This is a genomic window from Lactobacillus sp. B3795, assembly GCF_026535805.1.
GTDB classification, from domain to species: domain Bacteria; phylum Bacillota; class Bacilli; order Lactobacillales; family Lactobacillaceae; genus Apilactobacillus; species Apilactobacillus kunkeei_C.
The window spans coordinates 84,996-107,825 of the sequence record NZ_JAFNPE010000006.1; the positions used below are offsets into that span (position 1 = coordinate 84,996).

The 22,830-nt window shown below is 36.0% G+C and carries 19 protein-coding genes, 2 tRNA genes and 1 other RNA gene; 10 read left to right on the forward strand and 12 right to left on the reverse strand.

Translation table 11 applies throughout. The features are described from left to right. Genes prmC through J3U50_RS03745 form a run of 3 tightly spaced genes read right to left on the reverse strand, consistent with a single transcriptional unit; the run spans nucleotide 1 to nucleotide 2,513 of the window. On the reverse strand, nucleotides 1-843 hold the full coding sequence (gene prmC, locus J3U50_RS03735) for a peptide chain release factor N(5)-glutamine methyltransferase (RefSeq protein ID WP_301945583.1): 843 nt from the start codon (nucleotides 841-843) through the stop codon (nucleotides 1-3). After that, nucleotides 836-1,918, reverse strand: a complete 1,083-nt coding sequence (gene prfA, locus J3U50_RS03740; RefSeq protein ID WP_034534741.1) for a peptide chain release factor 1 — start codon at nucleotides 1,916-1,918, stop codon at nucleotides 836-838. The genes prmC and prfA overlap by 8 nt, the downstream gene beginning before the upstream one ends. Before the next feature lie 10 nt (nucleotides 1,919-1,928). After that, the gene (locus J3U50_RS03745; RefSeq protein ID WP_301945584.1) at nucleotides 1,929-2,513 is read right to left on the reverse strand and encodes a thymidine kinase; all 585 of its coding nucleotides are present in this window, start codon (nucleotides 2,511-2,513) and stop codon (nucleotides 1,929-1,931) included. 170 nt (nucleotides 2,514-2,683) lie between these two features. Here J3U50_RS03745 and J3U50_RS03750 point away from each other — a divergent pair, with 170 nt between their 5' ends. Together J3U50_RS03750 and J3U50_RS03755 are read left to right on the forward strand one after the other, a co-directional pair. Next, nucleotides 2,684-4,033, forward strand: a complete 1,350-nt coding sequence (locus tag J3U50_RS03750; protein WP_054608031.1) for a Mur ligase family protein — start codon at nucleotides 2,684-2,686, stop codon at nucleotides 4,031-4,033. Further along, entirely contained in the window at nucleotides 4,033-4,743 is a 711-nt protein-coding gene (locus J3U50_RS03755; protein WP_034532051.1) for a type 1 glutamine amidotransferase, read from the forward strand. Before J3U50_RS03750 ends, J3U50_RS03755 begins: the two co-directional genes overlap by 1 nt. Nucleotides 4,744-4,781: 38 nt before the next feature. Here the strand turns inward: J3U50_RS03755 and J3U50_RS03760 are convergent, their stop codons facing one another. The 3 genes from J3U50_RS03760 to J3U50_RS03770 are packed head-to-tail and all read right to left on the reverse strand — an operon-like array spanning nucleotide 4,782 to nucleotide 9,349. Beyond that, nucleotides 4,782-5,780, reverse strand: coding sequence for a serine hydrolase (locus J3U50_RS03760; RefSeq protein WP_301945585.1), 999 nt, complete (start codon nucleotides 5,778-5,780; stop codon nucleotides 4,782-4,784). A gap of 16 nt (nucleotides 5,781-5,796) precedes the next feature. Beyond that, the gene (locus J3U50_RS03765; protein WP_301945586.1) at nucleotides 5,797-7,623 is read right to left on the reverse strand and encodes an ABC transporter ATP-binding protein; all 1,827 of its coding nucleotides are present in this window, start codon (nucleotides 7,621-7,623) and stop codon (nucleotides 5,797-5,799) included. Beyond that, nucleotides 7,616-9,349: an ABC transporter ATP-binding protein gene (locus J3U50_RS03770; RefSeq protein ID WP_301945587.1), complete on the reverse strand. Its 1,734-nt coding sequence runs from the start codon at nucleotides 9,347-9,349 to the stop codon at nucleotides 7,616-7,618. Before J3U50_RS03770 ends, J3U50_RS03765 begins: the two co-directional genes overlap by 8 nt. Before the next feature lie 133 nt (nucleotides 9,350-9,482). On the opposite strand from J3U50_RS03770, the gene J3U50_RS03775 reads away from it, so the two are divergent. From J3U50_RS03775 to J3U50_RS03785, 3 genes are all read left to right on the forward strand, one after another. Further along, nucleotides 9,483-9,812 carry a hypothetical protein gene (locus tag J3U50_RS03775; protein ID WP_041152760.1) on the forward strand — a complete coding sequence of 110 codons (330 nt, stop codon included), beginning with the start codon at nucleotides 9,483-9,485 and terminating at the stop codon, nucleotides 9,810-9,812. Between the two features lie 109 nt (nucleotides 9,813-9,921). Further along, nucleotides 9,922-10,275 (forward strand): hypothetical protein, encoded by a 354-nt coding sequence (locus J3U50_RS03780; RefSeq protein WP_054608027.1) that lies wholly within the window; start codon nucleotides 9,922-9,924, stop codon nucleotides 10,273-10,275. 103 nt (nucleotides 10,276-10,378) lie between these two features. Further along, nucleotides 10,379-10,933 (forward strand): cysteine hydrolase, encoded by a 555-nt coding sequence (locus tag J3U50_RS03785; RefSeq protein WP_301945648.1) that lies wholly within the window; start codon nucleotides 10,379-10,381, stop codon nucleotides 10,931-10,933. Nucleotides 10,934-10,976: 43 nt separating this feature from the next. Here J3U50_RS03785 and J3U50_RS03790 read toward each other — a convergent pair whose 3' ends face one another. Both J3U50_RS03790 and J3U50_RS03795 read right to left on the reverse strand, forming a co-directional pair. After that, nucleotides 10,977-14,162 carry a glycoside hydrolase family 70 protein gene (locus J3U50_RS03790; protein ID WP_301945588.1) on the reverse strand — a complete coding sequence of 1,062 codons (3,186 nt, stop codon included), beginning with the start codon at nucleotides 14,160-14,162 and terminating at the stop codon, nucleotides 10,977-10,979. 999 nt (nucleotides 14,163-15,161) lie between these two features. Beyond that, on the reverse strand, nucleotides 15,162-15,539 hold the full coding sequence (locus tag J3U50_RS03795; RefSeq protein ID WP_301945589.1) for a DUF1304 domain-containing protein: 378 nt from the start codon (nucleotides 15,537-15,539) through the stop codon (nucleotides 15,162-15,164). A gap of 922 nt (nucleotides 15,540-16,461) precedes the next feature. Here J3U50_RS03795 and J3U50_RS03800 point away from each other — a divergent pair. Continuing rightward, on the forward strand, nucleotides 16,462-16,812 hold the full coding sequence (locus J3U50_RS03800; protein WP_301945590.1) for a transporter: 351 nt from the start codon (nucleotides 16,462-16,464) through the stop codon (nucleotides 16,810-16,812). 64 nt (nucleotides 16,813-16,876) lie between these two features. After that, complete coding sequence (locus J3U50_RS03805; RefSeq protein WP_301945591.1) at nucleotides 16,877-17,320, forward strand: Ltp family lipoprotein; 444 nt, start codon at nucleotides 16,877-16,879, stop codon at nucleotides 17,318-17,320. 175 nt (nucleotides 17,321-17,495) lie between these two features. Here the strand turns inward: J3U50_RS03805 and J3U50_RS03810 are convergent. Further along, nucleotides 17,496-17,568: transfer RNA gene (locus J3U50_RS03810), tRNA-Gln, on the reverse strand. Nucleotides 17,569-17,685: 117 nt separating this feature from the next. On the opposite strand from J3U50_RS03810, the gene J3U50_RS03815 reads away from it, so the two are divergent. Then, nucleotides 17,686-17,759, forward strand: a tRNA-Glu gene (locus J3U50_RS03815). Between the two features lie 42 nt (nucleotides 17,760-17,801). On the opposite strand, the gene J3U50_RS03820 is transcribed toward J3U50_RS03815, so the two are convergent. Continuing rightward, nucleotides 17,802-18,461 carry a hypothetical protein gene (locus J3U50_RS03820; RefSeq protein ID WP_301945592.1) on the reverse strand — a complete coding sequence of 220 codons (660 nt, stop codon included), beginning with the start codon at nucleotides 18,459-18,461 and terminating at the stop codon, nucleotides 17,802-17,804. Nucleotides 18,462-18,597: 136 nt separating this feature from the next. Here J3U50_RS03820 and ssrA point away from each other — a divergent pair. Both ssrA and J3U50_RS03830 read left to right on the forward strand, forming a co-directional pair. Further along, nucleotides 18,598-18,968: a transfer-messenger RNA gene (gene ssrA, locus J3U50_RS03825) on the forward strand. Between the two features lie 92 nt (nucleotides 18,969-19,060). Beyond that, entirely contained in the window at nucleotides 19,061-19,984 is a 924-nt protein-coding gene (locus tag J3U50_RS03830) for a DUF4238 domain-containing protein (protein ID WP_301945593.1), read from the forward strand. Nucleotides 19,985-20,000: 16 nt separating this feature from the next. Here J3U50_RS03830 and J3U50_RS03835 read toward each other — a convergent pair whose 3' ends face one another. Together J3U50_RS03835 and J3U50_RS03840 are read right to left on the reverse strand one after the other, a co-directional pair. Further along, complete coding sequence (locus J3U50_RS03835) at nucleotides 20,001-21,227, reverse strand: restriction endonuclease subunit S (protein ID WP_301945594.1); 1,227 nt, start codon at nucleotides 21,225-21,227, stop codon at nucleotides 20,001-20,003. Continuing rightward, complete coding sequence (locus J3U50_RS03840) at nucleotides 21,214-22,824, reverse strand: type I restriction-modification system subunit M (protein ID WP_301945595.1); 1,611 nt, start codon at nucleotides 22,822-22,824, stop codon at nucleotides 21,214-21,216. Before J3U50_RS03840 ends, J3U50_RS03835 begins: the two co-directional genes overlap by 14 nt. Nucleotides 22,825-22,830: the final 6 nt, after the last annotated feature.

The following is a 22,830-nucleotide window of genomic DNA, read 5'->3' on the forward strand; positions in this document are numbered from 1 at the left end:
CTAATACTTAACTCGAATCATTCTCGGATTACCAAAGAAGTCTTTACGACTAGTGACTTCGCATCCAGGAATTAACTCGGTAAAAATCTCGGTTACTGCATCCGTTTGTTTAAACCCAATTTCTAGATATAAACTGCCGTGAACAGTGTCCTTCTTTATTTTAATATATTCTGCGATTTTTTGATACATAAATAAGCCATTATTTTTTGCAAATAATGCTTCTTTTGGTTCGTGTTCTATGACACTTTCATCCATATACTCAATTTCATCTTCGGAAATATAAGGAGGATTACTAATAATTACGTCATAATCTTCGGTTATTGCGTCAAACAGGTCACTCTCGATGAACCTAACGTTCGTTTCGTTCATTTCATTGTTCAAACCCGCTACCTGTAAGGCTTTTGCGGAGATGTCAGCAGCATCTACCCGCCAGTCTGGATGTTCCTTACTAATTGAAATGGCAATTGCACCACTTCCGGTTCCCATGTCAAGCACTTTAAGGTCTTTTTGATCGGCAAAATCAGTTAATAACCACTCTACTAATTCCTCTGTTTCGGGGCGTGGAATTAGGACTCTATCATCGACTTTAAAACGATTACCATAAAACTCAGTCTCACCGATGATGTATTGAGCCGGTTGGCCATTAAGATATTGATCAACCCAATCAAAGTATCTTTTAACGTCTTCTTGTTTCATTTCATCTCGATAATGCAACAGTAAGTGGGTATTATCGAAACCAAACATTTCCATTAAGAATAGTTTGGCGGTCGCCTCATCTAGATTTTTTTCGGAGATAAGAAAAGAAGCCCTCTTCTGGGCTTCAAAATAAGTCATATTATTCATTCTTTAGTTGCTCCAACTTTTCGGTTTGGTCAGATAGAATCAATGCATCAATTATATCTTCTAAGTCACCATTCATAACCTTATCCAACTTGTTAACTGTCAAACCAATACGGTGGTCAGTAACACGGTTTTGAGGATAGTTGTAAGTTCTAATTCTTTCTGAACGATCACCAGTACCCACGGCTGATTTTCTTTCAGCGTCATACTTATCTTCTTCTTGTTGTTGGTAATAATCGTATACACGTGACTTCAACACTTGCATAGCCTTAGCACGGTTTTGTTGTTGTGAACGTTCATCTTGCATAGCAACAACGATACCTGTAGGCAAGTGGGTCATTCTAACCGCTGAAGAAGTCTTGTTAACGTGTTGTCCACCGGCACCAGATGCACGGTAAACATCAGTCTTGATGTCTTTTGGATCGATTTCTAAGTCAACGTCTTCTGCTTCTGGCATAACACCAACAGTAGCAGTTGAAGTGTGAATACGACCAGCTGATTCAGTTGAAGGAACACGTTGAACACGGTGAGCACCGTTTTCAAACTTCAACTTAGAATATACGTTATCACCTTGAATCATGATGGCGATTTCCTTAAATCCACCAACTTCAGTGTCACTTTCATCAATGATTGATGTCTTCCAGCCTTGGCTTTCAGCGTAACGGATGTACATGTTGTATAGGTCAGCAGCAAATAGACTACCTTCATCCCCACCAGCAGCACCGTGGATTTCCATGATGATGTTCTTGTCATCATTAGGGTCCTTAGGTAATAGCATAATCTTGATTTGTTCTTCAAGTTCAGCCTTTTGTGGTTCTAGTTCACTAATTTCACTCTTAACCATTTCATTCATGTCATCGTCTAGCTTTTCAGCAAGCATAGCCTTGTCGTCTTCTAGTTGTGAGACAACGTCCTTGTACTTGTTGTAAGCAGCAACAACTTCTCTTAGACTACCTTCTTCTTTAGATAGTTCCATGAAACGTTTTGTATCTGCGATAACTTCTGGGTCACTGATCAATTCGTTTAGTTCATCGTACCGATCAACTACTGATTGCAGCTTTTCAAATATTTCATCCATTAATTATTCCTCACTTTCCCATTTCGTCCAAAGGTGGGTTGAAATAATGCTTACGACATACTGGGTAGTATGATTCGTTTCCACCTACTTGAATTTGTTCACCTTCATATACTGGTTGATTGTCATGGAAACGAAGGTTCATTGTAGCCTTGCGACCACAGAACCAACAAATTGTCTTCATTTCTTCAATCTTGTCAGCATATAACAATAACGCTTCAGATCCTTCAAATAACTTGTTTTGGAAGTCATTTTTCAAACCAAATGCGATTACTGGAATCGATAGTTCATCGACAATTTTTGCTAATTGTAAGACGTGAGCCTTAGTCAAAAATTGGGCTTCGTCAATTAAGATACAACTAGCATCTGGGTCAATTTCTTTGACCATTTCAAAGCAATCAGAATCCGTTTCAATCACATGTGCACCTCTGCTTAATCCTACTCGGGATGCAACAGTACCTCTTTCTTCCCTTGTGTCCAATGCACTTGTCATGATTACGACTGATTTACCTTGTTCTTCATAATTATGAGCAACTTTGATGATTTCAATGGACTTTCCACTGTTCATTGCCCCGTAGCGATAATATAGTTGTGCCATGATTAAACTCGCTTTCTGTATTTTTTCATTTATTATTATAGCTGATTTACGAATTAATTTCGACAGTTCCAAAGAATTTACATCATTTTACTGAAATAATGCAATTATTCGGTCTATAATAGTAAAGTATGATAAAATTTTGTGTATTAATTAATTAAGGAGTACAAGCAATGTCTATAAGAAGCGAATTTGCGACTTTTGCTGGTAAGTCTTCATACTGGTTTTTACATACCTTTATGAACGGAGGAAGTTCTCTTCCTGGAAAGATTACCACCGCAATTGATCCAGCGATTTTAAAACATCTAGGTCAAAACTATGACATTATTGTGGTTACTGGTACTAACGGAAAAACCCTAACCACTGCACTTACTGTTCAAGTGCTAAAACAAAAATACCAAAACGTTGTTACTAACCCATCTGGTTCAAACATGGAACAAGGTCTAGTAACTACATTCCTAAAAGCTAAAAATCCTAAGACCAACCGTCCACTTGCTGTCTTGGAAGTCGATGAAGCAAACGTTATTAAACTAACTAAGTATGTTAAACCAATCGCCTTTGTCTTCACTAACATCTTCCGTGATCAAATGGATAGATATGGTGAAATCTACACTACCTACAAGAAGATTATTGATGGTGTCAAACTAGCTCCAGAAGCTACTATCATCGCTAACGGTGATGCACCAATCTTTAACTCCGTTGATTTACCAAATCCAAAGATTTACTACGGATTCAAAAATCACGATGATGAAGATAACTTCAAGGCTGAACCAAATACTGATGGCGTCTTATGTCCAGTATGTCAAAACATCTTGCACTACCACTACATCAGTTACGCCAATCTAGGTAACTACTTCTGTGAACACTGTGGTTTCAAACGTCCAGAACTAACTCATGAATTAACTAAACTAGGTGCACTAACTCCTAACTCATCTGACTTCACTGTCGATGGCCAAGACCTATCAATTGGTATTGGTGGAGTATACAACATATACAACGCCCTAGCTGCTTATTCAGTTGGTCGTTTCTTAGATGTTGATTCAAAGGATATCGCTCAAGCATTCACTGCCAACGAACGTGTCTTTGGTCGCCAAGAATTAATCGACATTGATGGTAAGGAAACTACATTAGTATTGGTTAAGAACCCTGTTGGTCTAAACCAAGTTATCGATACCATTTCAAAGGAAAAAGATGACTTCTCACTAATCTGCCTACTAAACGCCAACTACGCTGACGGAATTGACACTAGTTGGATTTGGGATGGTGAATTCGAACGTTTCACTAAGATGCCAATCAAGAAGTTCATCACCGGTGGTGAAAGATACAAGGACATTACCTTTAGATTTAAGGTTGCTGGTGTGGATGAAAACATCCATGAAGTGCAACCTAACCTAGAAAAGGTTGTTGAAGAAATCCCTACTCTACCAACTAAGAAGGTTTACATCCTAGCTACCTACACTGCAATGCTTCAATTAAGAAAAGACTTTGCAGAAAAAGGTTACATTAAGGGAGGTATGGAATAATGACCAAAGAATATACATTACACATTGCCCATCTATACGGTGATTTGATGAATACCTACGGTGATTTAGGAAATATCTTAGTTCTTAAATACTACGGAAAGAAAATGGGCATCAACGTTGAATCACAAGTCGTTAGTTTAGACGAAGACTTCAAGTCTGATGACTATGACATCGCCGTATTCGGTGGTGGCCAAGATTTTGAACAAAGCATTGTTTCAAAAGACTTCCAAACAAAAAAAGACGAAATCAAAAAGTTCATCGATTCAGATGGTTGCTTGTTAGCTATCTGTGGTGGTTACCAACTTCTAGGTAAGTACTACATCGATGCTGAAGGAAACAAGATTCCTGGTATCGGCGTATTAGATCACTACACCGAACAACAACATGACAACCGTTTCATCGGTGATATCAAGATTAAGAACAAGGAAACCGGTGAAGTTTACCACGGTTTCGAAAACCATCAAGGTGTTACTTACACTGGAAATGGCGAACGTCCATTGGGTGACGTTGAACAAGGTTACGGTAATAACGGTACCGATCAAGCTGAAGGTGCAATCTTCAAAAACGTATACTGCACTTACTTCCACGGGCCTATCCTAGCTAGAAACAACATCATCGCAAAACACATCTTAATCAAGGCGTTGAAACGTCGTTACCCTAACGATGACTTCTCTGCTCAAGAAAAGATTGACGTTTCAGAATCATATTAATAAACAAAAAGACGGATACATTAAGTATCCGTCTTTTTTTATTTGTTTTCGTTTAAATAGGTTTCAATCAAAGGTTTACGACGTTCAATATAATATTCGTTTGGTGATACCGGATGAATGCGGTTGGATAGAAATACCATAGCGTGTTTCTTTTCAGGAATGATGACGATAAAGGTTCCGGTAAAACCAGATTGCCAGATAAATGGCATCCCCTCGTAATCAATCCTTTCAAAACCATAGCTTCTTCCTAAATCATGCTTAGTCTGGTCGGTGTAAAAACCACGGACTGTGTCAGAACTTAGTACCGGATTGTCGTCTGGATTCAAAACTGATTCCACAAACAGCAATAAGTCATCCATATTACTGAATAGTCCGGCTGAACCACAGTCCTCACCTAGCACTTGTGCTTTTGGATCATGAACATGGCCTTGTAACAAACCGTGTTCTTCATCGTATGTGGTTGGCACACACTTCTTCGCATCAGGATGAAATGAACTGTTAACCATGTGTAATGGTTTTAAGACCAATTCCTCAATTAAAGGTTGAATGGTCTTACCGGTTACCTTCTTAGCAATTAATCCTAAGAAGATAAAGTTCACGTCAGCGTAGTGCATTTCGTGATTTAAACCAGCACCCGCTTTCAATCCCAACAACGCTTTAATTAGCTCATCATGGTCTAGTTGATCACGATGTGGAATGTAGCCCTCAATTCCTGAAGTGTGGGTAATTAGATTACGCACGGTCACTTCTGGATATTGCCATTCTGGTAAGTAATCACTGATTGAATCTTCTAGTGATAGTTTACCGTCTTCGACTAGTTTTAAAATCACCATTGTGGTTCCGACGACCTTAGTCAAAGAAGCCATGTCATAAATCAAATGACCATCGGTTAAGGGCACCTCTTTAGGCACTAATTGCTTGTTTCCAATCAGATGGCGTTGAGTGCCATCTTCATCAATAAATGCGTAGTTAACGCCGGGAACAACACCATCGTCAACTAACTTTTGAATCGCCAATTCCGTCTTATTATATTTCATCGTCTTCATCACCTAATTATAGATTGTTACCAATAAATTGTGAGTTGTATAAGTCAGCATAGAAACCGTTTTGTTCCATTAATGACTTGTGGTTACCTGTTTCTCTAATTTGTCCATGGTTCATCACAATAATCTTTTCTGCGTTTTGCACAGTTGATAATCTGTGGGCAACAACGAAACTGGTACGACCTTGAATCAAACGGTCCATTGCGTCTTGGATTAGTGATTCAGTTCTAGTATCAACTGAACTGGTTGCTTCATCCAAGATTAGGATTTCTGGGTTAGCTAGGAATGCACGGGCAATTGTAATCAATTGACGTTGACCTTGAGAAACGTTTGATGCTGCTTCATTTAATACAGTATCGTATCCGTCAGGCAACTTTTCAATGAATTCGTCTGCTTGAGCTTCCTTAGCTGCTTGATATACTTCTTCATCGGTTGCGTTAGCATTACCGTATTTAATGTTATCAAAGATGGTACCAGTGAATAACCAGCTATCTTGTAGCACCATTGAGATGTGTGATCTAAGTTCACTACGTGAGTATTCACGAGTATCGATACCATCTAACTTGATTGATCCAGAATCAATATCGTAGAAACGTTCTAGCAAGTTAATGATGGTAGTCTTACCAGCACCAGTTGGTCCAACGATGGCGACAGTGGTTCCCTTTGGAACATCTAGGTTGAAGTCCTTAATTAAAGGAGTGTCTTCAACATATCTGAAGTTAACGTCTTCGAACTTAATCTTGTCGTTAGTTTCTTCATGAGCCAACTTCACATCTGAATCTTGCATTTCAGGTTCGTCTAGGACCTTAAATATACGTTCAGCAGATGCGATAGTTGATTGAATGGTATTAGTTAAGTTAGCTAGGTTAGTGATTGGTTGGTTAAACATGTTGACGTATTGTAGGAATGCTTGAACATTACCTAAAGTAACGGCACCTGCGGCAACCTTAATTCCACCAAAGATGGCTACGAAAACGTAGTTTAAGTTCTTAACGAAGTTCATTAATGGGAACATAAAACTAGATACGAATTGAGCCTTCCATGCGTAGCTATAGTACTTGTCGTTTTGTTCTTCGAATTGCTTGATAGCTTCTTCTTCACGGTTAAAAGTCTTGATGATGGTGTGACCAGCAAAGTTTTCTTCAACTTGACTGTTAACATCACCCAAGTGACTTTGTTGCTTACTGAAGAAACGTTGTGACTTAGGAGCAACTACCCCCACGATGATTCCAATCAATGGAAGTGTACAGATGGCAACCAATGTTAGTGAGAAACTAATGGTTAACATCATGTATAGCACACCAAAGAATAGAAGCACACTGGTGATGAATTGTGTTAAGTTGGTTTGAAGCATTGTAGAAATGTTATCCATATCGTTGATCATTCTAGACATGATATCCCCATTGGAATGAGTGTCATAGTATGAGATTGGTAAACGTTCTAGTTTAGCTTTCAGGTCCTTTCTCAATTGGTAAACAACCTTTTGAGAAATGTAAGTCATAATGAATTGTTGACCGACGTTGAATAACGCAGCCAAGATATATAATGAAGCAACTGTAATTAGGATATGACCAACCGCTGTAAAATCGATTGGAATTGAAGAAACATGTAAACCTTGTTTCTTCATTACAAAGGCCTTCATAACACCCTTGTAAATTTCAGTAGTGGCTTCCCCTAAAATTTTAGGAGTCACAATTTGTAGTACTACGGCAGCGATTGCCATGATTAATGTGAAGATGATTCCTAGCATCCATGGTTTAACATACTTCACTAAGCGCCATGTTGCTGACCAGAAGTTTTCTGCTTTTGCGCCTTTTCCTTTTCCATGATTATGCACGGTCGTCATCTCCCTTCTTAATTTGTGAGTCTAAGATAGCACGGTAATATGGGTTATCCTTGGATAGTTCTGCATGAGTACCTGATCCAACAACCTTACCATTGTTCAATACCAAGATGACGTCTGCATCAGCAACTGTTGAGATTCTTTGGGCAACAATCACTGTTACAGCGCTTTGAATCTTTTCATCCTTGTTCAATGCTTGTCTTAACTCGGCATCTGTCTTGAAGTCCAATGCTGAGAATGAGTCATCGAATACATAAACGTCAGCGTCCTTTAGAATTGTTCTAGCGATTGCTAAACGTTGTTTTTGTCCACCAGAGAAGTTGTCCCCGTTTTGTTCAACACGGGTGTCTAATCCGCCTTCTTCTTTAACGAAGTCGGCTGCCTTAGCAACTTCTAGCGCATGCCAGATTTCATCATCTGTAGCATCTTCATTACCGTACATCATGTTTTCTTTAACAGTACCTGTGAATAGAACTGCTTTTTGTTGAGTAATTGAGATTAACTTGTGAAGTTCTTTTTGTGACATGTCCTTGATTGGAGTGTCATCAATCTTGATTTCACCGCTTGAAACGTCGTATAGACGCGGAATCAAGTTAACCAAACTAGACTTACCAGAACCAGTTTCACCAATAATGGCAACGGTTTGGCCAGCCTTAGCTGAGAAGTTAATATCTTGAAGCGCTAACTTCTTGCTGTCACCGTATTTGAAATCAACGTGGTCAAATGAAAGACTAGCTGAATCAGATTTTGGTGCAACAGTTTCATCAGCGTCGACGATTGAATCGTTAACGTCTAATACTTCATTGATACGACTTGCCGATGCTTGAGCTCTAGGAATAAATACGAAAAGCATTGAAAGCATCATGAAACTAATCAAGATTTGAGTAGCATAAGTCATAAATGATACCAAGTTACCAACTGCAAGTGAGTTAGTAGAAATCATCTTGGCACCAAACCATACGATTCCAACGTTGGTTCCACTTAGGATGAAAGTCATAAGTGGGAACATTAATGAGGTAAGCATGAAGACTCTGATTCCTGTCTTAGCGTACTTGTTGTTGTACTTGTCAAAACGGTCTTGTTCATATTGATCACGGTTAAATGCACGGATAACACGAACACCGGTTAGACCTTCTCTAAAGACTAGGTTCAATCTATCAGTTTGGCCTTGTAACTTCTTAAATAGAGGTCCGGCAAATGACATGATGACAAATACAGAGACTAATAAGACACCTAAGGCGCATAGGAAGACAACGGTAAGATGTGGACTCTTAACAAAGGCCAATACCATTGCACCTACTAGCATAATTGGTGCCATTACCATCATTCTTAATACTTGAATCATTACGTTTTGGATTTGCACAACATCATTAGTATTTCTAGTAATCAATGATGCATCCCCAAACTTATCCAAGTCTTGGTCAGCTAAATAAATAATCTTACGGTATAAAGCTGATCTAATTTTCTTACCCATCTTTTGGGATTGGGTAGCAGCAAAGAAGATGTTCCCTCCGGCTGCTAGGACCCCGATAAACGCAACTCCTAACATCTTAAGACCTTGTGTCCAGATATAGTTAATATCATTTTGGGCGACCCCTTTGTCGATTAAGTTAGAAGTAACGGTTGGTAAATACAAGTCACATGAGACTTGCACAACCATAAATAGGACAGCTGCAACAACTGCCCACCATACTAAATACTTCTTAGCAAGTTTTATCATATTTACATTCACTCCGAACGATTTTTTTAGTATTTGCCGTTTTAAAATTCAAAAGATTATTATATACTCTACTCGTTGATTTTAAAAGGGATTGCATTACCCTTTTATTAAATACACACAAAGGAGTAATACTATGGGAAGTAATTCTGATGCATTAAGAAACGTTTTGACGTTTGTTAAGAACAATCCTGACAAGGTCATCATTAATAATAATAAGTACAACAACGCCATCCAAATGCTAATTCAAGACGACGTTGCTGTCGGTAATCCTGACCTCTTCTTCCCGAAAAATCGCATTCGTGCCAACCGCATGAATCGATCATTTTTAGAAGAAAACAGTCACCTTTTGGATTACTTCAGTGAAATGACTGATACAAGCTCGATGGCGTTTAACGACGTTTGGATTTCTACCAGTCATATCTTAGACCTCGGTAAATATTTCCTCGATTTATCTTTTGAATAATCACATTATACTATAACAAAATTTTTATACTATAAAAAGCAACAACTTGACGTATTTTATTGCAAATAGTATTATTTTATACTGTTAGTTTAAAAAATGGAGTTATGAAATGAACAGTAAGATTGCCGCGATTATCATCTCAATTTGTGAATTCTTCCTAGTGGCCCTATATACGGCGACCGGAATGGTATACGCATTTTCGGATGGTATCGACATTGAAAATGCCGTTATGATCGGCTCACTATTCTTTGTCCTCGCTCTATGCTATTTAATTCAAATCATCTTTAATTTCTTTTTGAGAAGCATCTTCGCAAAGGAAGTCTTTTTAGGCATTTTAGTCCTAGTCTTTTTTGCTGCATGCATGCTTACTCCTGATATTAATCTTGAATTAGTAGTCATTAATTGGATTGTGATTATCGCAAACATTTTAAACGTGATGGATTTAGACTTATTAAAATTTTAAGTAGGACATTTTGTCCTACTTTTTTCTTATGTTTTCGATAAATAAAACTGGTTATTTTTTTATACTCATATATAATAGTAGTAATTTAATTAAGGAGTTATCCATTATGAGTAATGAAGCCCTACTGATTATTGATTACACAAACGATTTCGTTGATGAAAAAGGAAAGCTAACCGTTGGAAAACCTGGCCAAGTGCTAGTTGATTACATCGTTGATTTAGCCGAAGAATTTCGTCAAGCTGGCAAGTGGGTTATCCTACCAACCGACTTGCATCAAGAAAATAACCCCTACCACCCAGAAACTAAGTTATTCCCACCACATAACTTAAAGGATACCTGGGGTCGTGATTTCTACGGAAAACTAAACGACTGGTACAACGAACACAAGGATGAAGAAAAGGTCTACATGTACGACAAGACTAGATACAGTGCCTTTGCCGGAACTGATTTAGATCTTCGTCTCCGTGAAAGAAAAGTAGATACATTACACCTAGTGGGTGTCTGCACAGATATCTGTGTATTACACACTGCTATTTCCGCATACAACTTAAATTACGACGTTGTCGTTCATGAAAAAGGTGTTGCTGGATTAACCCAAGCTGGTCATGACTTTGCTCTAAGTCACTTCAAGGGCAGCCTTGGTGCTACAGTTAAGTAAACAAAAAGAAGCTATCAAACGATAGCTTCTTTTTTATTGGCTTTTACTTGTGTAGCTTGAAGTATTGGCCGTTCTTCTTTAGAAGGTAACCCATACCCTTACCTTGGATACTAGTACCATTCATGTACTTAGCGCTCCAAATCTTGATATGTGTCTTTGAATCAATTGGTTCGTTGGTTGATTTTTGCTTTTGTTTGAATAATGAAGGATACTTCTTCTTCAACATTGACAAGAACTTGCCACCAAACTTGTATTGGTAATCCTTCTTGCTGCTCTTAGTACTTGCAACGTATAATGCGTTGTTGATTTGATTCTTCTTGTTCTTAGGTTTCTTACCAAAACCATCGATACGAGTAACAGTAGTTAATTCTTGACCGTTTAAGTCATATAGTTGGTTCATAACATAGTCGGTTAATGTGTGAACACCTTGAGCATGTAATGCCTTGTTGGCGTCGATTAATTGATCCACAGTACCGTACTTAGTTGACTTACCATCCATACCTAAGTTGTAACGATCAGAGAATGCATAACCATTTTCTTCAGTGGTATCAACGAATGATGAATCGTTGTGAACTGGCATGTAGTGACCTGGGAATTCAAAGTCAGTGATTCCTAATTCCTTGAATAGGCTTGCGTTTTTCGCAATCACAACATCGGTCTTCTTGCTGTTATTCTTAGTAATTGGTTGTAATGATGAGAATCCTTCGTAAGCAACGTGTGAATCTAGAGCTGCGTTTGAATGGAATGTCTTACCATCTTTACTCTTCTTAGTTGAAGCTTGAGTTCTAACGTCTTGGTTATCACTTGCTCCTACTGGTACCCAAGTTGATAGGTAACCTGAAACCATTGGGTTGCTTGCACCAAATACTTGAGTGTTGTCTAGGTGTAGGTAACCTTCAGCATCTGTCTTAACAACGTACTTGCTTGCTTCTTGATCATTGTGGAATACAGTCAAACCATCCTTGGTAGTCATTAATTCTGGACGGTATTCTTGGTTCTTGTGGTCTGCACCCATGTAAATCTTGATTGGGCTAGTGATGGATACATCTGGATTGTTTGAAGTTACTGATAAGTAACCTGATTGACGACCAGTTGCACTAGTGCTGGTTGGTGTTAAGTCACCTTGACCGAAACGAACTGAAGTCAAAATGTCGTTTCCTTGCATTCTCATTTGTTGTCCACCAGAAACGTATTTAACACGGTCTTTTAGCATGGTGGTGATTGAGTCGAAGTATGGTGACTTGGTAGCCATGTATTGGTCACCTTCTAGGTATAGATCACCATAGTAGACACGAGGAACTACATCCTTGTTTGAAAGTAGTAATGAGTAAGCTGCTGGAATGTTGTATTCTGCATACTTCTTGTTAGTTGCAAATTGATCTTGATCGTAAATCTTGATAGCCTTGTTCAATACTGCCTTAGTAGGAGCATTTGGGTTATCCTTTGAAATATCAGAAATGATGTTAGCGATAAATGTTTGCACACCATCATGAACGTTTAGGAATGAGTAGTTTGGAGTAACTTTGTTTTCAGTATAGTCATCTCCACGGTTTACCCAGTCATTAGTGATAACTTGGCTAAGTTGACTACGCTTACCTGGAGCTAATGTAAATGGATATACTAATGTGTTAGTGTTATCCATATCATGAGTTAATCCCTTGTTACCGTCTTGAGCAACTGATACACGTGATTCTGGTGCACCATCTTCAAGTAGGTTCAAGTGAGCATTAGCTTTAGCGTCTGATGTCATGTTGAAACGCTTAACTTGGAAGTTTTCGATTAACTGAGTAATGTCGTAATCCATACTTCCAGTAGCATCTTCTCTACCACCATCGAAGTTACCATTTGCACCCTTGCCTAAGATTGAACTGATATTCATTAGGTAGTAGAAGTTGTTTAAATCTTCTGCTTGAACAGTTGGGTTTGAGTTATCAACATCATTAGCTAATAACAATTCATAGTTCTTGTAGTTGTTCTTCTTTTGCATGGTGTAAGCACGACCTAGCAATCTGTATCTAGAATTGGCATTCTTGGTAGTCTTGCTGTTAACGTACTTAAAGCTTCCACCTTGTAGGTTACCCCATCCATATACCGGCTTTTCACTCTTAACATTCCAGATGCTTTGAGTCTTGATGAAACCAGTCATGGCAGTGTGTAGCCAATTAACATGCTTAGTCTTAGTAATGGTCTTTTCAATGTTAGTTTGGATGTTTAAGACAGCTTTATGAAGCTTCTTAGCATCACTCTTAACATTGTATTTCTTCTTGTCATTAATGTTTAGTGACTTATTAAAGTAGTTAGCATAGTTAGCCTTAACAGTCTTACTTGGCCACCAGTACATTAGAATTGGTCTGTAATCTTTTTTAGTTGATTTTGACCACTTCTTACCATTACGGTAAATCTTCTTTGGTTGGTACCAAGTATCAGCAGTTAAATAACCATCAATGTTAGTTACGTATTTTTTAGTAAACTTAACCGGTGCATTGAATTGGTTAAATTGCTTAATTTGACTATCACTAAATGATCTAGGCTTGATTAATGTGACTTTCTTGTATGTAGTAGTCTTAGTTGCACTAGCATTTTTATCAGTGGTTGTTGTTTGGTTGTTAGTAGTATTGTTAGTACCATTATCCTTGCTGGCATCACCAGTAGCTACTGTAACATTGTTGTTATTAGTAGCTTGGTTAGCGTTAGCAGTGTTATTGGTAGTTGCAACTGTTGTGGTTGCTGGTGTTGTAGTTGCAGTTGTTGTGGTGTTGTTACTGTCATTACCAGTCACAGGTGCTGGAATTGGAGTAGCGTTTGATGCGTTAACTACTTGGTTGTTAGTGTTGGCATCTGTACCGTTTGAGTTCGCAGCATTGGTACCAGCTGGGTTATTGTATTCCTTATCATTCTTACCATCTGAACTATCACTATGAGCACTTGCTTCACCAGTTGTAACTGTTGAAGTTGCAGTGCCACCCTTATCAGTATCACTCTTGGTAGTAGTAGTGTCTGTGGTAGTTGTAGTGCTTGCGCCTTGTTGGGCAGCTGTGGTAGTTGCTGTGGGTTGGACAGTAGCTTTTACAGTCGTCTTATCAGCCGCAGGAGTTGCATCAGCATGAGCTGTTGCTTGGGTCATGTAGAAACCAGTTCCCATGGTAACGGCTACAACGGCAGCGATTACCCATGATTTACCAGATTTGTACATTCTATAATGTAACTTTGAATCTTGGTTATAATTCATAACTTAAAAACCCCTAACTAAAAATTTATAATTGAAACAAAAGGAATTATATACTTTATATAATCATTTTTAAAGAAAGTTTTAAGTTTATTTTAAGTTTCAGATGATTTTTAAAGTTATTGTAATATAAGAATGCCTATAAATAAGGTCTATAATTCATTTTGCTTCAAATATTACATGTTTGTTACTTTTAAGAAATCTAGGCTTTTAAGCTTATTATTTTTTAATTTTCGCCCCTATTAGTGATCGATTTAAATAATCTGATTTAAGACACTTCAAATAAGAATACAATAAAATATAAATGCCACTTTTAGACACTGTGTATAATTTTCTATCATAATGGTTAAATCTTTCTAAAGGCACCAATCCACCACCGCAAAGCCATTTAGCCAATAAATTGATGCTTTTACTTTATAAATTTGCCATATACGATGAAGGATTTTTTATTTTCATCTTTCATTCTAAAAACCGGATTTACTTTTCTCTCATATTAAAGTTGTAAAATACGAATATTCCTTTTCAATATAGCTGATAACTACTAAGGGGGAGAAAAATTGAAAAAGAATAACAATAAGACTGTACGATTACTATGTATATTCGCAAATTTATACCTATTAATCTCTAGTCTGGTATTTGGCCTAATCCTTTTGAAGACCTCCAATCGGATGGAAACTGAGGGATTTTCCCAAATATATAGCTGGTTTTACGTCCTCTCGCTAATTACCCTAGTAATTTGTTTGATTGCACAACTACTAATTATGTTCATTGGAAAAGTGCAATTAAAAAAGCTAGCCATTTTTGAGATTGCCTTCGTAATTTTTGAAGTCATTCTCTTCACGTTAGACGTAATTGACTGGCCACTTATGATTAAGACGATCTTAACTGCCTTAATCGTGTTGGTTTTACATATACTATAATCTTCTCTAAGAATCCTTATCTGCCATATGATAAGGATTTTTTAGTAAATAAAAAACGCCACTATCAAGTGACGTCGGTGTATTAAATGTTATTTGTAATGAATATTGAGATCAATGCCAATGCTGCTGGCAAACCTTGTGTGATGATAATCTTCTTGTTAACGGTAAAGCCACCAAAGATAGCGGCAACGACCACAAATCCTATAAATAGATATAGGTTAAAAGTTGCAATTGATTGTGGTAGAACAAACATCGTCAATAGAATGCCGACACCAATAAAACCATTGTATAGTCCTTGGTTAGCCATACTAATCTTAGTCTCAGGTGTAAATAGGTATTCCATCGATAAATCAAATGCCTTTTGAGCTATCTTGGTACGACTAAAGAACATTTCTAAGATCATGATGAACAATGCTTCAATCGCGACAATTAACGCTAATACATCACTGATAATTTGCAAACTAATCACCCCTTACCATTCGTTTAACTCGATTCTAACATATTAAAAAAATAATATTTATTGGCCTAGTGTTATTTATGATTTATTTAAACAAGTGATGCTACCTTAATAAACATCTAGGTGTCTATTATCTTGTGATTAAAATCATTTGTAGGCGATTATTTTAATTTTTTTATAAAACATTTTGTATAAATAAAAAATGTTAATAACTATCCTAAAAACGATGAATATTAATGAATTTAATTTTCGTATAAAATGCACTAATTGTGACATTTTCACTATATTTTAAGGTGATTATTGATATGTTAATCTATAAAAAAATATAGGAGAACGTATTATCAAATTTATACATGAAATTTATAACAACAAATCAAACAAAGCATCAAAAACTCGAAAGGAATCTTTAAAAACATCCTATCAAAAGGTTGCTAACATATTTGATCGTAATATTAAACGAATGAACATATTCGGCGACGAAAAAAGATTCACCTTATATGCCTTATTATCTGCAATTCTGATGGCCATAATTATTGACCTCTTGGTTGTCGCAATTAGTTATCTATGAAATTTTTTTAGATTGTGTCTCATAGTCCAATAAATGTTTTATATGAATGAAAAAATAAATTAATTATCAGGAAATGATATAAATATAATGAAATCAAAATATTTTTCTGTTATTTATAAGGTAGTTAAACATTAAATCAATATTGTTATATTAATAATAATTGATATTATTGAAAGATCAATTTGACAAGATGTACGAATTATAAATTGTTTTTAATATAAATAAGTACAACTTTAATATTCTGTGTTATTCTTCCTTATTCCACAAATCTTAAAATAACCTTAAAAATTAATGAGTGTATATGTTATAATCAACACGTGTTCTAATATACATAATACTTTTTGAGGTGATATATTTATGAAGTCTAAAATGAATACTTGGACCGCAATTTTTAACATTTTCAACTGTGTAATGTTATTTATTTCTTGGTTCGTTGTAATCGCACAAGCAATTAATGAAAATGGAAATGCAAGCAGCGGTAATTTCTTCTATGCAGTTACATGGATTGGTGTTATTTTAAATGTTATTGCTTTTTACTATGCTAAAAAATTAAGCATTTCTGTTGTTGGTCCTGTTCTTGGAATCATTGGTAGTGTTCTATCCGGTCTATCAATGATTTTTGCTTTTCCATCAATCGTTCTACTAATCATCGCTGTAGTTTTTGAGTTCTTACAAAAACCAGCAAAAGGAGCTACCGATGCAAAATAATCAAATTAAGCCTTGGTACAAAGTATGGTGGATCTGGGTTGTAATTGTAGTTTCATTTTTAATAATGAGTGCTGTAATTAGCTCAGGAAACTCAGAATCATCTAATGAAACTCAAAGCTCTTCTAGCAAAGTTTCTAAATCTTCTAAAGAAAACTCATCTTCTTCATCAGAAAGTAACTCAGATAACAAAGATGATAGTGCTACATCTGAACAGAAAAACGCTTTAGCATCAGCTGAAACATATGCTAGAGATATGCATATGTCAAAACAAGCTATATATGAGCAATTAACTTCTAGTTACGGTGGTAAATTCAAATCTAACGATGCAAAGTATGCTATCGATAATTTAAAAGATGTTAACTGGAAGGAAAACGCTTTAAAATCTGCTGAAACATATTACAAAGATATGCACATGTCAAAAGATGCTGTTAAAGAACAATTATCTTCTAGTAATGGTGATAAGTTTACGAATGATGAAGCAACATACGCTGTTAATCATTTAAAGTAATAAGCTTAGAAGGAAACAATAATAAAAAATTTATTACATTGATTTCTACACCATAAGTTATATTATCATTCTTCATACTTAGTTAATGTGTTAAATTCAATGCATCAGCTTATTGAGTTACAAAAAAAGCACCCTCACTTAATTGTGACGGTGCTTTTTTATGTACGCTTAGAAACTGAGTATACTGGATTCGAACCAGTAAATTAAGGATTCAGAGTCCTCTGCCTTACCAATTTGGCGAATACTCAATAACTGATTACATAATTAATATTAATACTCAAAACACTCTTATGTCAACGGTTATCAGCATTGACAGTGCTAAAAATGAATAGTAGTATAAATATATAGTGATTGATTAGTGATATTGCCCGCTGGTCAAACTGGTTTAAGACGTCGCCCTCTCAAGGCGGAGTTACGGGTTCGATCCCCGTGCGGGTGATAATAAAGAAAAAGACAGCCATTTGGCTGTCTTTTTTGTTTGCTAGTAACTAATGGCCTTATAGCCACTTCTCTTCCATAGCTTAGTTAATTCCTTAACTGTAATCGTCTTGTTCAACCCATCTTCAGGATCAAAGTAGAAAAATACTCGGTGGTTAAAACCAAATAGGATAATACATTGATTATCTCGTCTGCCCCATAACATCACCGGACGGTTACGATTAATCTGGCTTCTCACACGACGGTATGACTTCTTAGTCAAATCCTTGTATGATCCAACACTTTTAACCAGAATGCTCTTAAAGGTTACATCGGATAAATTATCAGTAATCTTGCCTAACTTTTCGTACACGTCAAAATCTGGTCTAGAGAAATGAACCAATACTGATAACGCCTTTTCTTCGTTAGAAGCCTCGGTATTATCCTTACTAGCCTGTAGATTTAAGATTCTGTAATTTTTACGAATGAATTTGTTAGGAATCCATCCGGCATCACTTTCGTTTTCAAAGTGAAACCATAAATGTTTTTGATAGAAGCCGATTTGATCAATTTCAAATTTTGCCTTTTCGTCTGAATGATTGAATGCTTTGCGTTGATGCTTTCCCGCTTGCATTTCATTGACGTACCACTTTTCTATCTTACGGTGTTTTAAACGCACGTAAAAGTGTGGCACATTTTCGTTTGCAATTGAATTGCTTTTCATTAATTCACCCTCATTTATTTAGGTATAGACTCCATTATAACAATAAAATGGTGTAAAACGCACCCTAAATGGTGTTTTATATGAGAATATCGTTTCACTGTCCTTATAAATATGGTAACATTGATATGTACCTTTTGGGGGCGTTATGGATTCGACGGGTATAGTTCGAATTCGGATTGCGTTCGCAGCGGCGTCTGCTCAACCGTCCAGTTTTTAAATTATAACTGCAAACAATAATTCAAACAACGTCGCTTTAGCTGCCTAATAAGCAGTCTACGACAATCCAACTAGCTTTGCCTAGGGGCTAACTTGGGTTTTATAATTGATAGGCTTACGTTACTTGCTCACACCTGAAGTTAAGTAAAAGAGATTAATCAGGTTAGCTGATCATGTTAACCCCGGAATACGGTGCTTTGGTCAGTGAAACTTCAAATAGTATCCCTATGAGCGTAGATATTCGAATGGCGATATGCTCGGACGCGGGTTCGACTCCCGCCGCCTCCATAACTTAAGAAGCTGCTGTAATCATGATATAAAATCATTGTTTCAGCAGCTTTTATTTTTTAAACATCCAATCAGAATGGAGTGATTTTAGAATTATGTCAAAAACCAAAAAAGAACACTATATTCCGCAATCTTATATTAAGCAATTTTCAAAAAACGGAAAAATAGTTTGCTGCTACTACAATGGAGATATAAAAGAACTACCTATAAAATCGATTTTGCAAGCAAAAACAATTTATGATTCTATCAATGCAGAATCATCAAAAAAAACATTATTTGATATTTATATTTGTAATCCAAATTTGTTTAATAAAGAAAAGCTAAAAATTGAATTCACTAAAATTAATAACAATGAACAATATGTAGAGCAACGATTATCTAAGATAGAAAATAATTTCATACAGATAATAAGAGGAGTACAATCATCACATTCGAAAGGAAAATTCTCACTAAAAAATCATCACAATAGGTTAGTTATTATTTCCTTTTTTTTCTTACTTAACCATAGAAGTCCTGACCACTTATCATACATTGATAATTTATCCAGTGATGATTTTAAAGATATATATGCACCTTTTTCACTTCAGAATGACTGTGAACAAATGAAAAGTGATATTAAATCTTATTCACTTTTTTCATTAACCGATTTTGAAAGAAGACTAATACACAGCATTTCTGATAATTGGAATTTTGTTCTATGTAAAAAAATGTCATCTAGTGGTTTTATTTTCGGTGAACATTCAATACATATGATGAGCAAAAACGAACTGCTTTTCCCAATATCTACAAATTACGCTATACTGATCCAAAAAAATATAAATTCTGTAGAAAACATCTATCACCCAGTTTATTTAACAGATAGTTACGCATATCTTAGCGAAAATGAAGTAAAAAAATCAAATTTTAACCAAGCTTGCCAAAATAAAGGTGGTATTCTTGTTGGAAATAAGCAAGACTTAAAAGAAGCTATACTAATAGGTGATTTAATTAATAAGTATGTAAAAAAGCGTCCACTATAATATGCGGACGCTTTTTTTAAATAAACATATTTTGTAAATATGCTTTCTTCATTTTTTTAATATTATCTAATTTCTTTTCATGTAATTCAATTAGACTATCAAATGTATTAAGTAAGGCACCTATCTTTTTTTGTTCTTCTAAATTATCGGTATAAACTAAAGGCAATGTTGAAAAGTCATTGTAACTTATACTTCTACCATTAACTCTTATTCCATAGGTTATCTTCTTTAAACTCTGAATAAATACATAACTAGTAAATAAATTTCTTGTGAAATAAAAGTCCCATGGAGTATTTCTAAACTTTAATATTGTGTATGCCGGACTAACTATTCCTCTCTTATCGGAAATAGCAAATCCACCAACAAACGATCTTAGACCTATCACTACATAGTTCTTATCAATAAGTTTATAAGTTGAAAGTTTTTGCTTATCATAAGAGAGAGCTGGATCTAATTCATCCCTGTACCAAATCTTTTGATCCTGAGTAACTGAAAGTGGTGGCAAGCCTTCATGATTCTTATCAGAAAAGTTATAGAAAATTGCTTTTCCTTTACTTACTTTCCATTCATCACTAAATCCACTAAATCTCAATCTAGGTACCGATTCTCCATATTGTGGGAATATCTTTTGTAGATATCCTTGTTTTATTTTCTTTAGTTGTTCTAACTTTTTAGTTTGAAGTTCAATAATCTTATCTATCTTTTCAAAAAATGAACCAATTTTTTGTTGTTCAGTATACGATGATAAATTTATTCTTATTTTCCCTAAATTGTCATAATTAATTCCATATACTTTCATACCATTAGCTAGTCTATAACAGTTCTTTTTATAAATATCTGTTTGCATAAAATAATATAAGTATAGAGAATCCACTTCATCCAATCTTAAGGCTATCGTATGAAGTCCGGATACTACGTTTCTATTATTTATATTTTCTAAAAGCATTGGTTTAGCAACTTCGTTATAATCTTCAGAAGCATCCGCAACGACTATATCTCCACTTTTTAATAGTGTATACTTCCCATCTTTTATATTAGGAAGTTTATCACCGTCATTAATTATATTGTTTAACCTGGTATGAATATCTCCATAATGTACATATTCAGTCCTACTATCATTAACCTCATAATCTCTTGATAAAGAATATGATTTTACCTTATTAGTAATGTCTTTAATAGAACTTAAAACATATTCACCATCAAATTCTCTAAATCTTAATCTAGGTACATTAGTCTTTGTCATTCTTATCCACATCCGTTTCAACTAAATCGGCTGCCATTTCATCGAATTCTTTTTGAACCTTTGCGATTTCTGCATCAAGATCTGCGATGTTTTGTTTTACTTCATTAATATCGATATCTGGTTCTGGTTCGAAAGTATCAACATAACGAGGAATGTTTAGGTTGAAATCATTTTCCTTAATTTCATCGTAACTTGCGACGTGGGCATACTTGTCGACGTCTTTTCTGTTCTTGTAAGTATCGATGATTTTTTCGATATTTTCTTCGGTGATATTGTTTTGGTTCTTACCCTTTTCGAACTCTCTAGAAGCATCGATGAATAAGACATCTGAGTTATCCTTATTCTTCTTCAATACCAATACAAGAGTTGGAATACTTGTTGAATGGAAGATGTTGGCTGGTAGACCGATTACTGCATCGATTCTGTTATCTTCAATGAGCTTTTCACGAATCTTACCTTCCTTAGCACCTCTAAATAGGACACCGTGAGGAAGCACAATTCCCATCGTACCGTTTTCCTTCAAGTGGTATAAACCGTGTAATAGGAATGCAAAGTCAGCCTTAGACTTTGGAGGAAGTGCTCCGTAATCTCTAAATCTTGGATCAGCTAGACGTGAATCATCATTATCCCACTTTGCAGAGTATGGTGGATTCATTACAACGGCGTCGAATTGGTATGGTTCTTCAACAGGCCAATCCTTGTCCAAGGTATCACCATTACGTAGTTCCATGTCTTCGTATGAGACACCGTGAAGCATTAAGTTCATACGAGCCAAGTTGTAAGTAGTGGTGTTTAGTTCTTGACCGTGGTACTTGATTAGTTCTGGTCTATCAACGTGTTGGGCTACATTCAATAGTAATGAACCTGAACCAACGGCTGGATCATAAATGGTTCTGATTTGGTAATCACCATCATTACGTTTGTAAGTCACAATTTGTGAGATGATGTCAGATACTTGGCGTGGAGTATAGAATTCTCCGGCCTTCTTACCAGCATCACTGGCGAATTGGGCGATTAGGTATTCGTATGCATCCCCCAATACATCCCCATTGTGGCCGAATAAATCAATGCTGTTTAATGCCAACATGGTTTCACTAATGGCGTGGTTTCTTTGACGAATGGTTCCACCAAGCTTGTTACTGTGTAAATCAACGTCTTGGAATAGACCGTCGAAATCACTGTGTGAACTTTGGTTATTGGTTGATAATTCTAGTTCATGCAAAGCGGTTTCTAATTGTTCAATTTCAAAGCTACCATCATTAATGTTATCGATTAGTGAACTGTATAGGTTTTCTGGTTCAATGTGGTATCCATTCTTGTTCAATAGTGATGACATAGTGGCTTCTCTAGTCTTGATGTCACCAATCATGTTATTTGGATCCAAGAATTGTGTGTATTGTTTCTTTAATTCTTCATGGTTATTTTCATCCATACGGTTGCTTTCAGCAAATGCCTTTAGTGCTTTTACTGATAGGAAACGATAGAAAATCAATCCTAATAAATAGTTCTTGTAGTCAGAGGCATCCATGTTACCTCGTAGTGCATCAGCGGCACTCCAAAGTGCACTTTCTAGGCTTTGTGTTTTTTCTTCAGGCATGTTTAT

What these genes read in the sequence shown, in the direction of transcription:
- prmC (WP_301945583.1), bottom strand. Translation starts at nt 843, where the DNA reads ATGAATAATATGACTTATTTTGAAGCCCAGAAGAGGGCTTCTTTTCTT.
- prfA (WP_034534741.1), bottom strand. Translation starts at nt 1,918, where the DNA reads ATGGATGAAATATTTGAAAAGCTGCAATCAGTAGTTGATCGGTACGAT.
- J3U50_RS03745 (WP_301945584.1), bottom strand. Translation starts at nt 2,513, where the DNA reads ATGGCACAACTATATTATCGCTACGGGGCAATGAACAGTGGAAAGTCC.
- J3U50_RS03750 (WP_054608031.1), top strand. Translation starts at nt 2,684, where the DNA reads ATGTCTATAAGAAGCGAATTTGCGACTTTTGCTGGTAAGTCTTCATAC.
- J3U50_RS03755 (WP_034532051.1), top strand. Translation starts at nt 4,033, where the DNA reads ATGACCAAAGAATATACATTACACATTGCCCATCTATACGGTGATTTG.
- J3U50_RS03760 (WP_301945585.1), bottom strand. Translation starts at nt 5,780, where the DNA reads ATGAAATATAATAAGACGGAATTGGCGATTCAAAAGTTAGTTGACGAT.
- J3U50_RS03770 (WP_301945587.1), bottom strand. Translation starts at nt 9,349, where the DNA reads ATGATAAAACTTGCTAAGAAGTATTTAGTATGGTGGGCAGTTGTTGCA.
- J3U50_RS03775 (WP_041152760.1), top strand. Translation starts at nt 9,483, where the DNA reads ATGGGAAGTAATTCTGATGCATTAAGAAACGTTTTGACGTTTGTTAAG.
- J3U50_RS03780 (WP_054608027.1), top strand. Translation starts at nt 9,922, where the DNA reads ATGAACAGTAAGATTGCCGCGATTATCATCTCAATTTGTGAATTCTTC.
- J3U50_RS03790 (WP_301945588.1), bottom strand. Translation starts at nt 14,162, where the DNA reads ATGAATTATAACCAAGATTCAAAGTTACATTATAGAATGTACAAATCT.
- J3U50_RS03800 (WP_301945590.1), top strand. Translation starts at nt 16,462, where the DNA reads ATGAAGTCTAAAATGAATACTTGGACCGCAATTTTTAACATTTTCAAC.
- J3U50_RS03805 (WP_301945591.1), top strand. Translation starts at nt 16,877, where the DNA reads ATGAGTGCTGTAATTAGCTCAGGAAACTCAGAATCATCTAATGAAACT.
- J3U50_RS03820 (WP_301945592.1), bottom strand. Translation starts at nt 18,461, where the DNA reads ATGAAAAGCAATTCAATTGCAAACGAAAATGTGCCACACTTTTACGTG.
- J3U50_RS03830 (WP_301945593.1), top strand. Translation starts at nt 19,061, where the DNA reads ATGTCAAAAACCAAAAAAGAACACTATATTCCGCAATCTTATATTAAG.
- J3U50_RS03835 (WP_301945594.1), bottom strand. Translation starts at nt 21,227, where the DNA reads ATGACAAAGACTAATGTACCTAGATTAAGATTTAGAGAATTTGATGGT.
- J3U50_RS03840 (WP_301945595.1), bottom strand. Translation starts at nt 22,824, where the DNA reads ATGCCTGAAGAAAAAACACAAAGCCTAGAAAGTGCACTTTGGAGTGCC.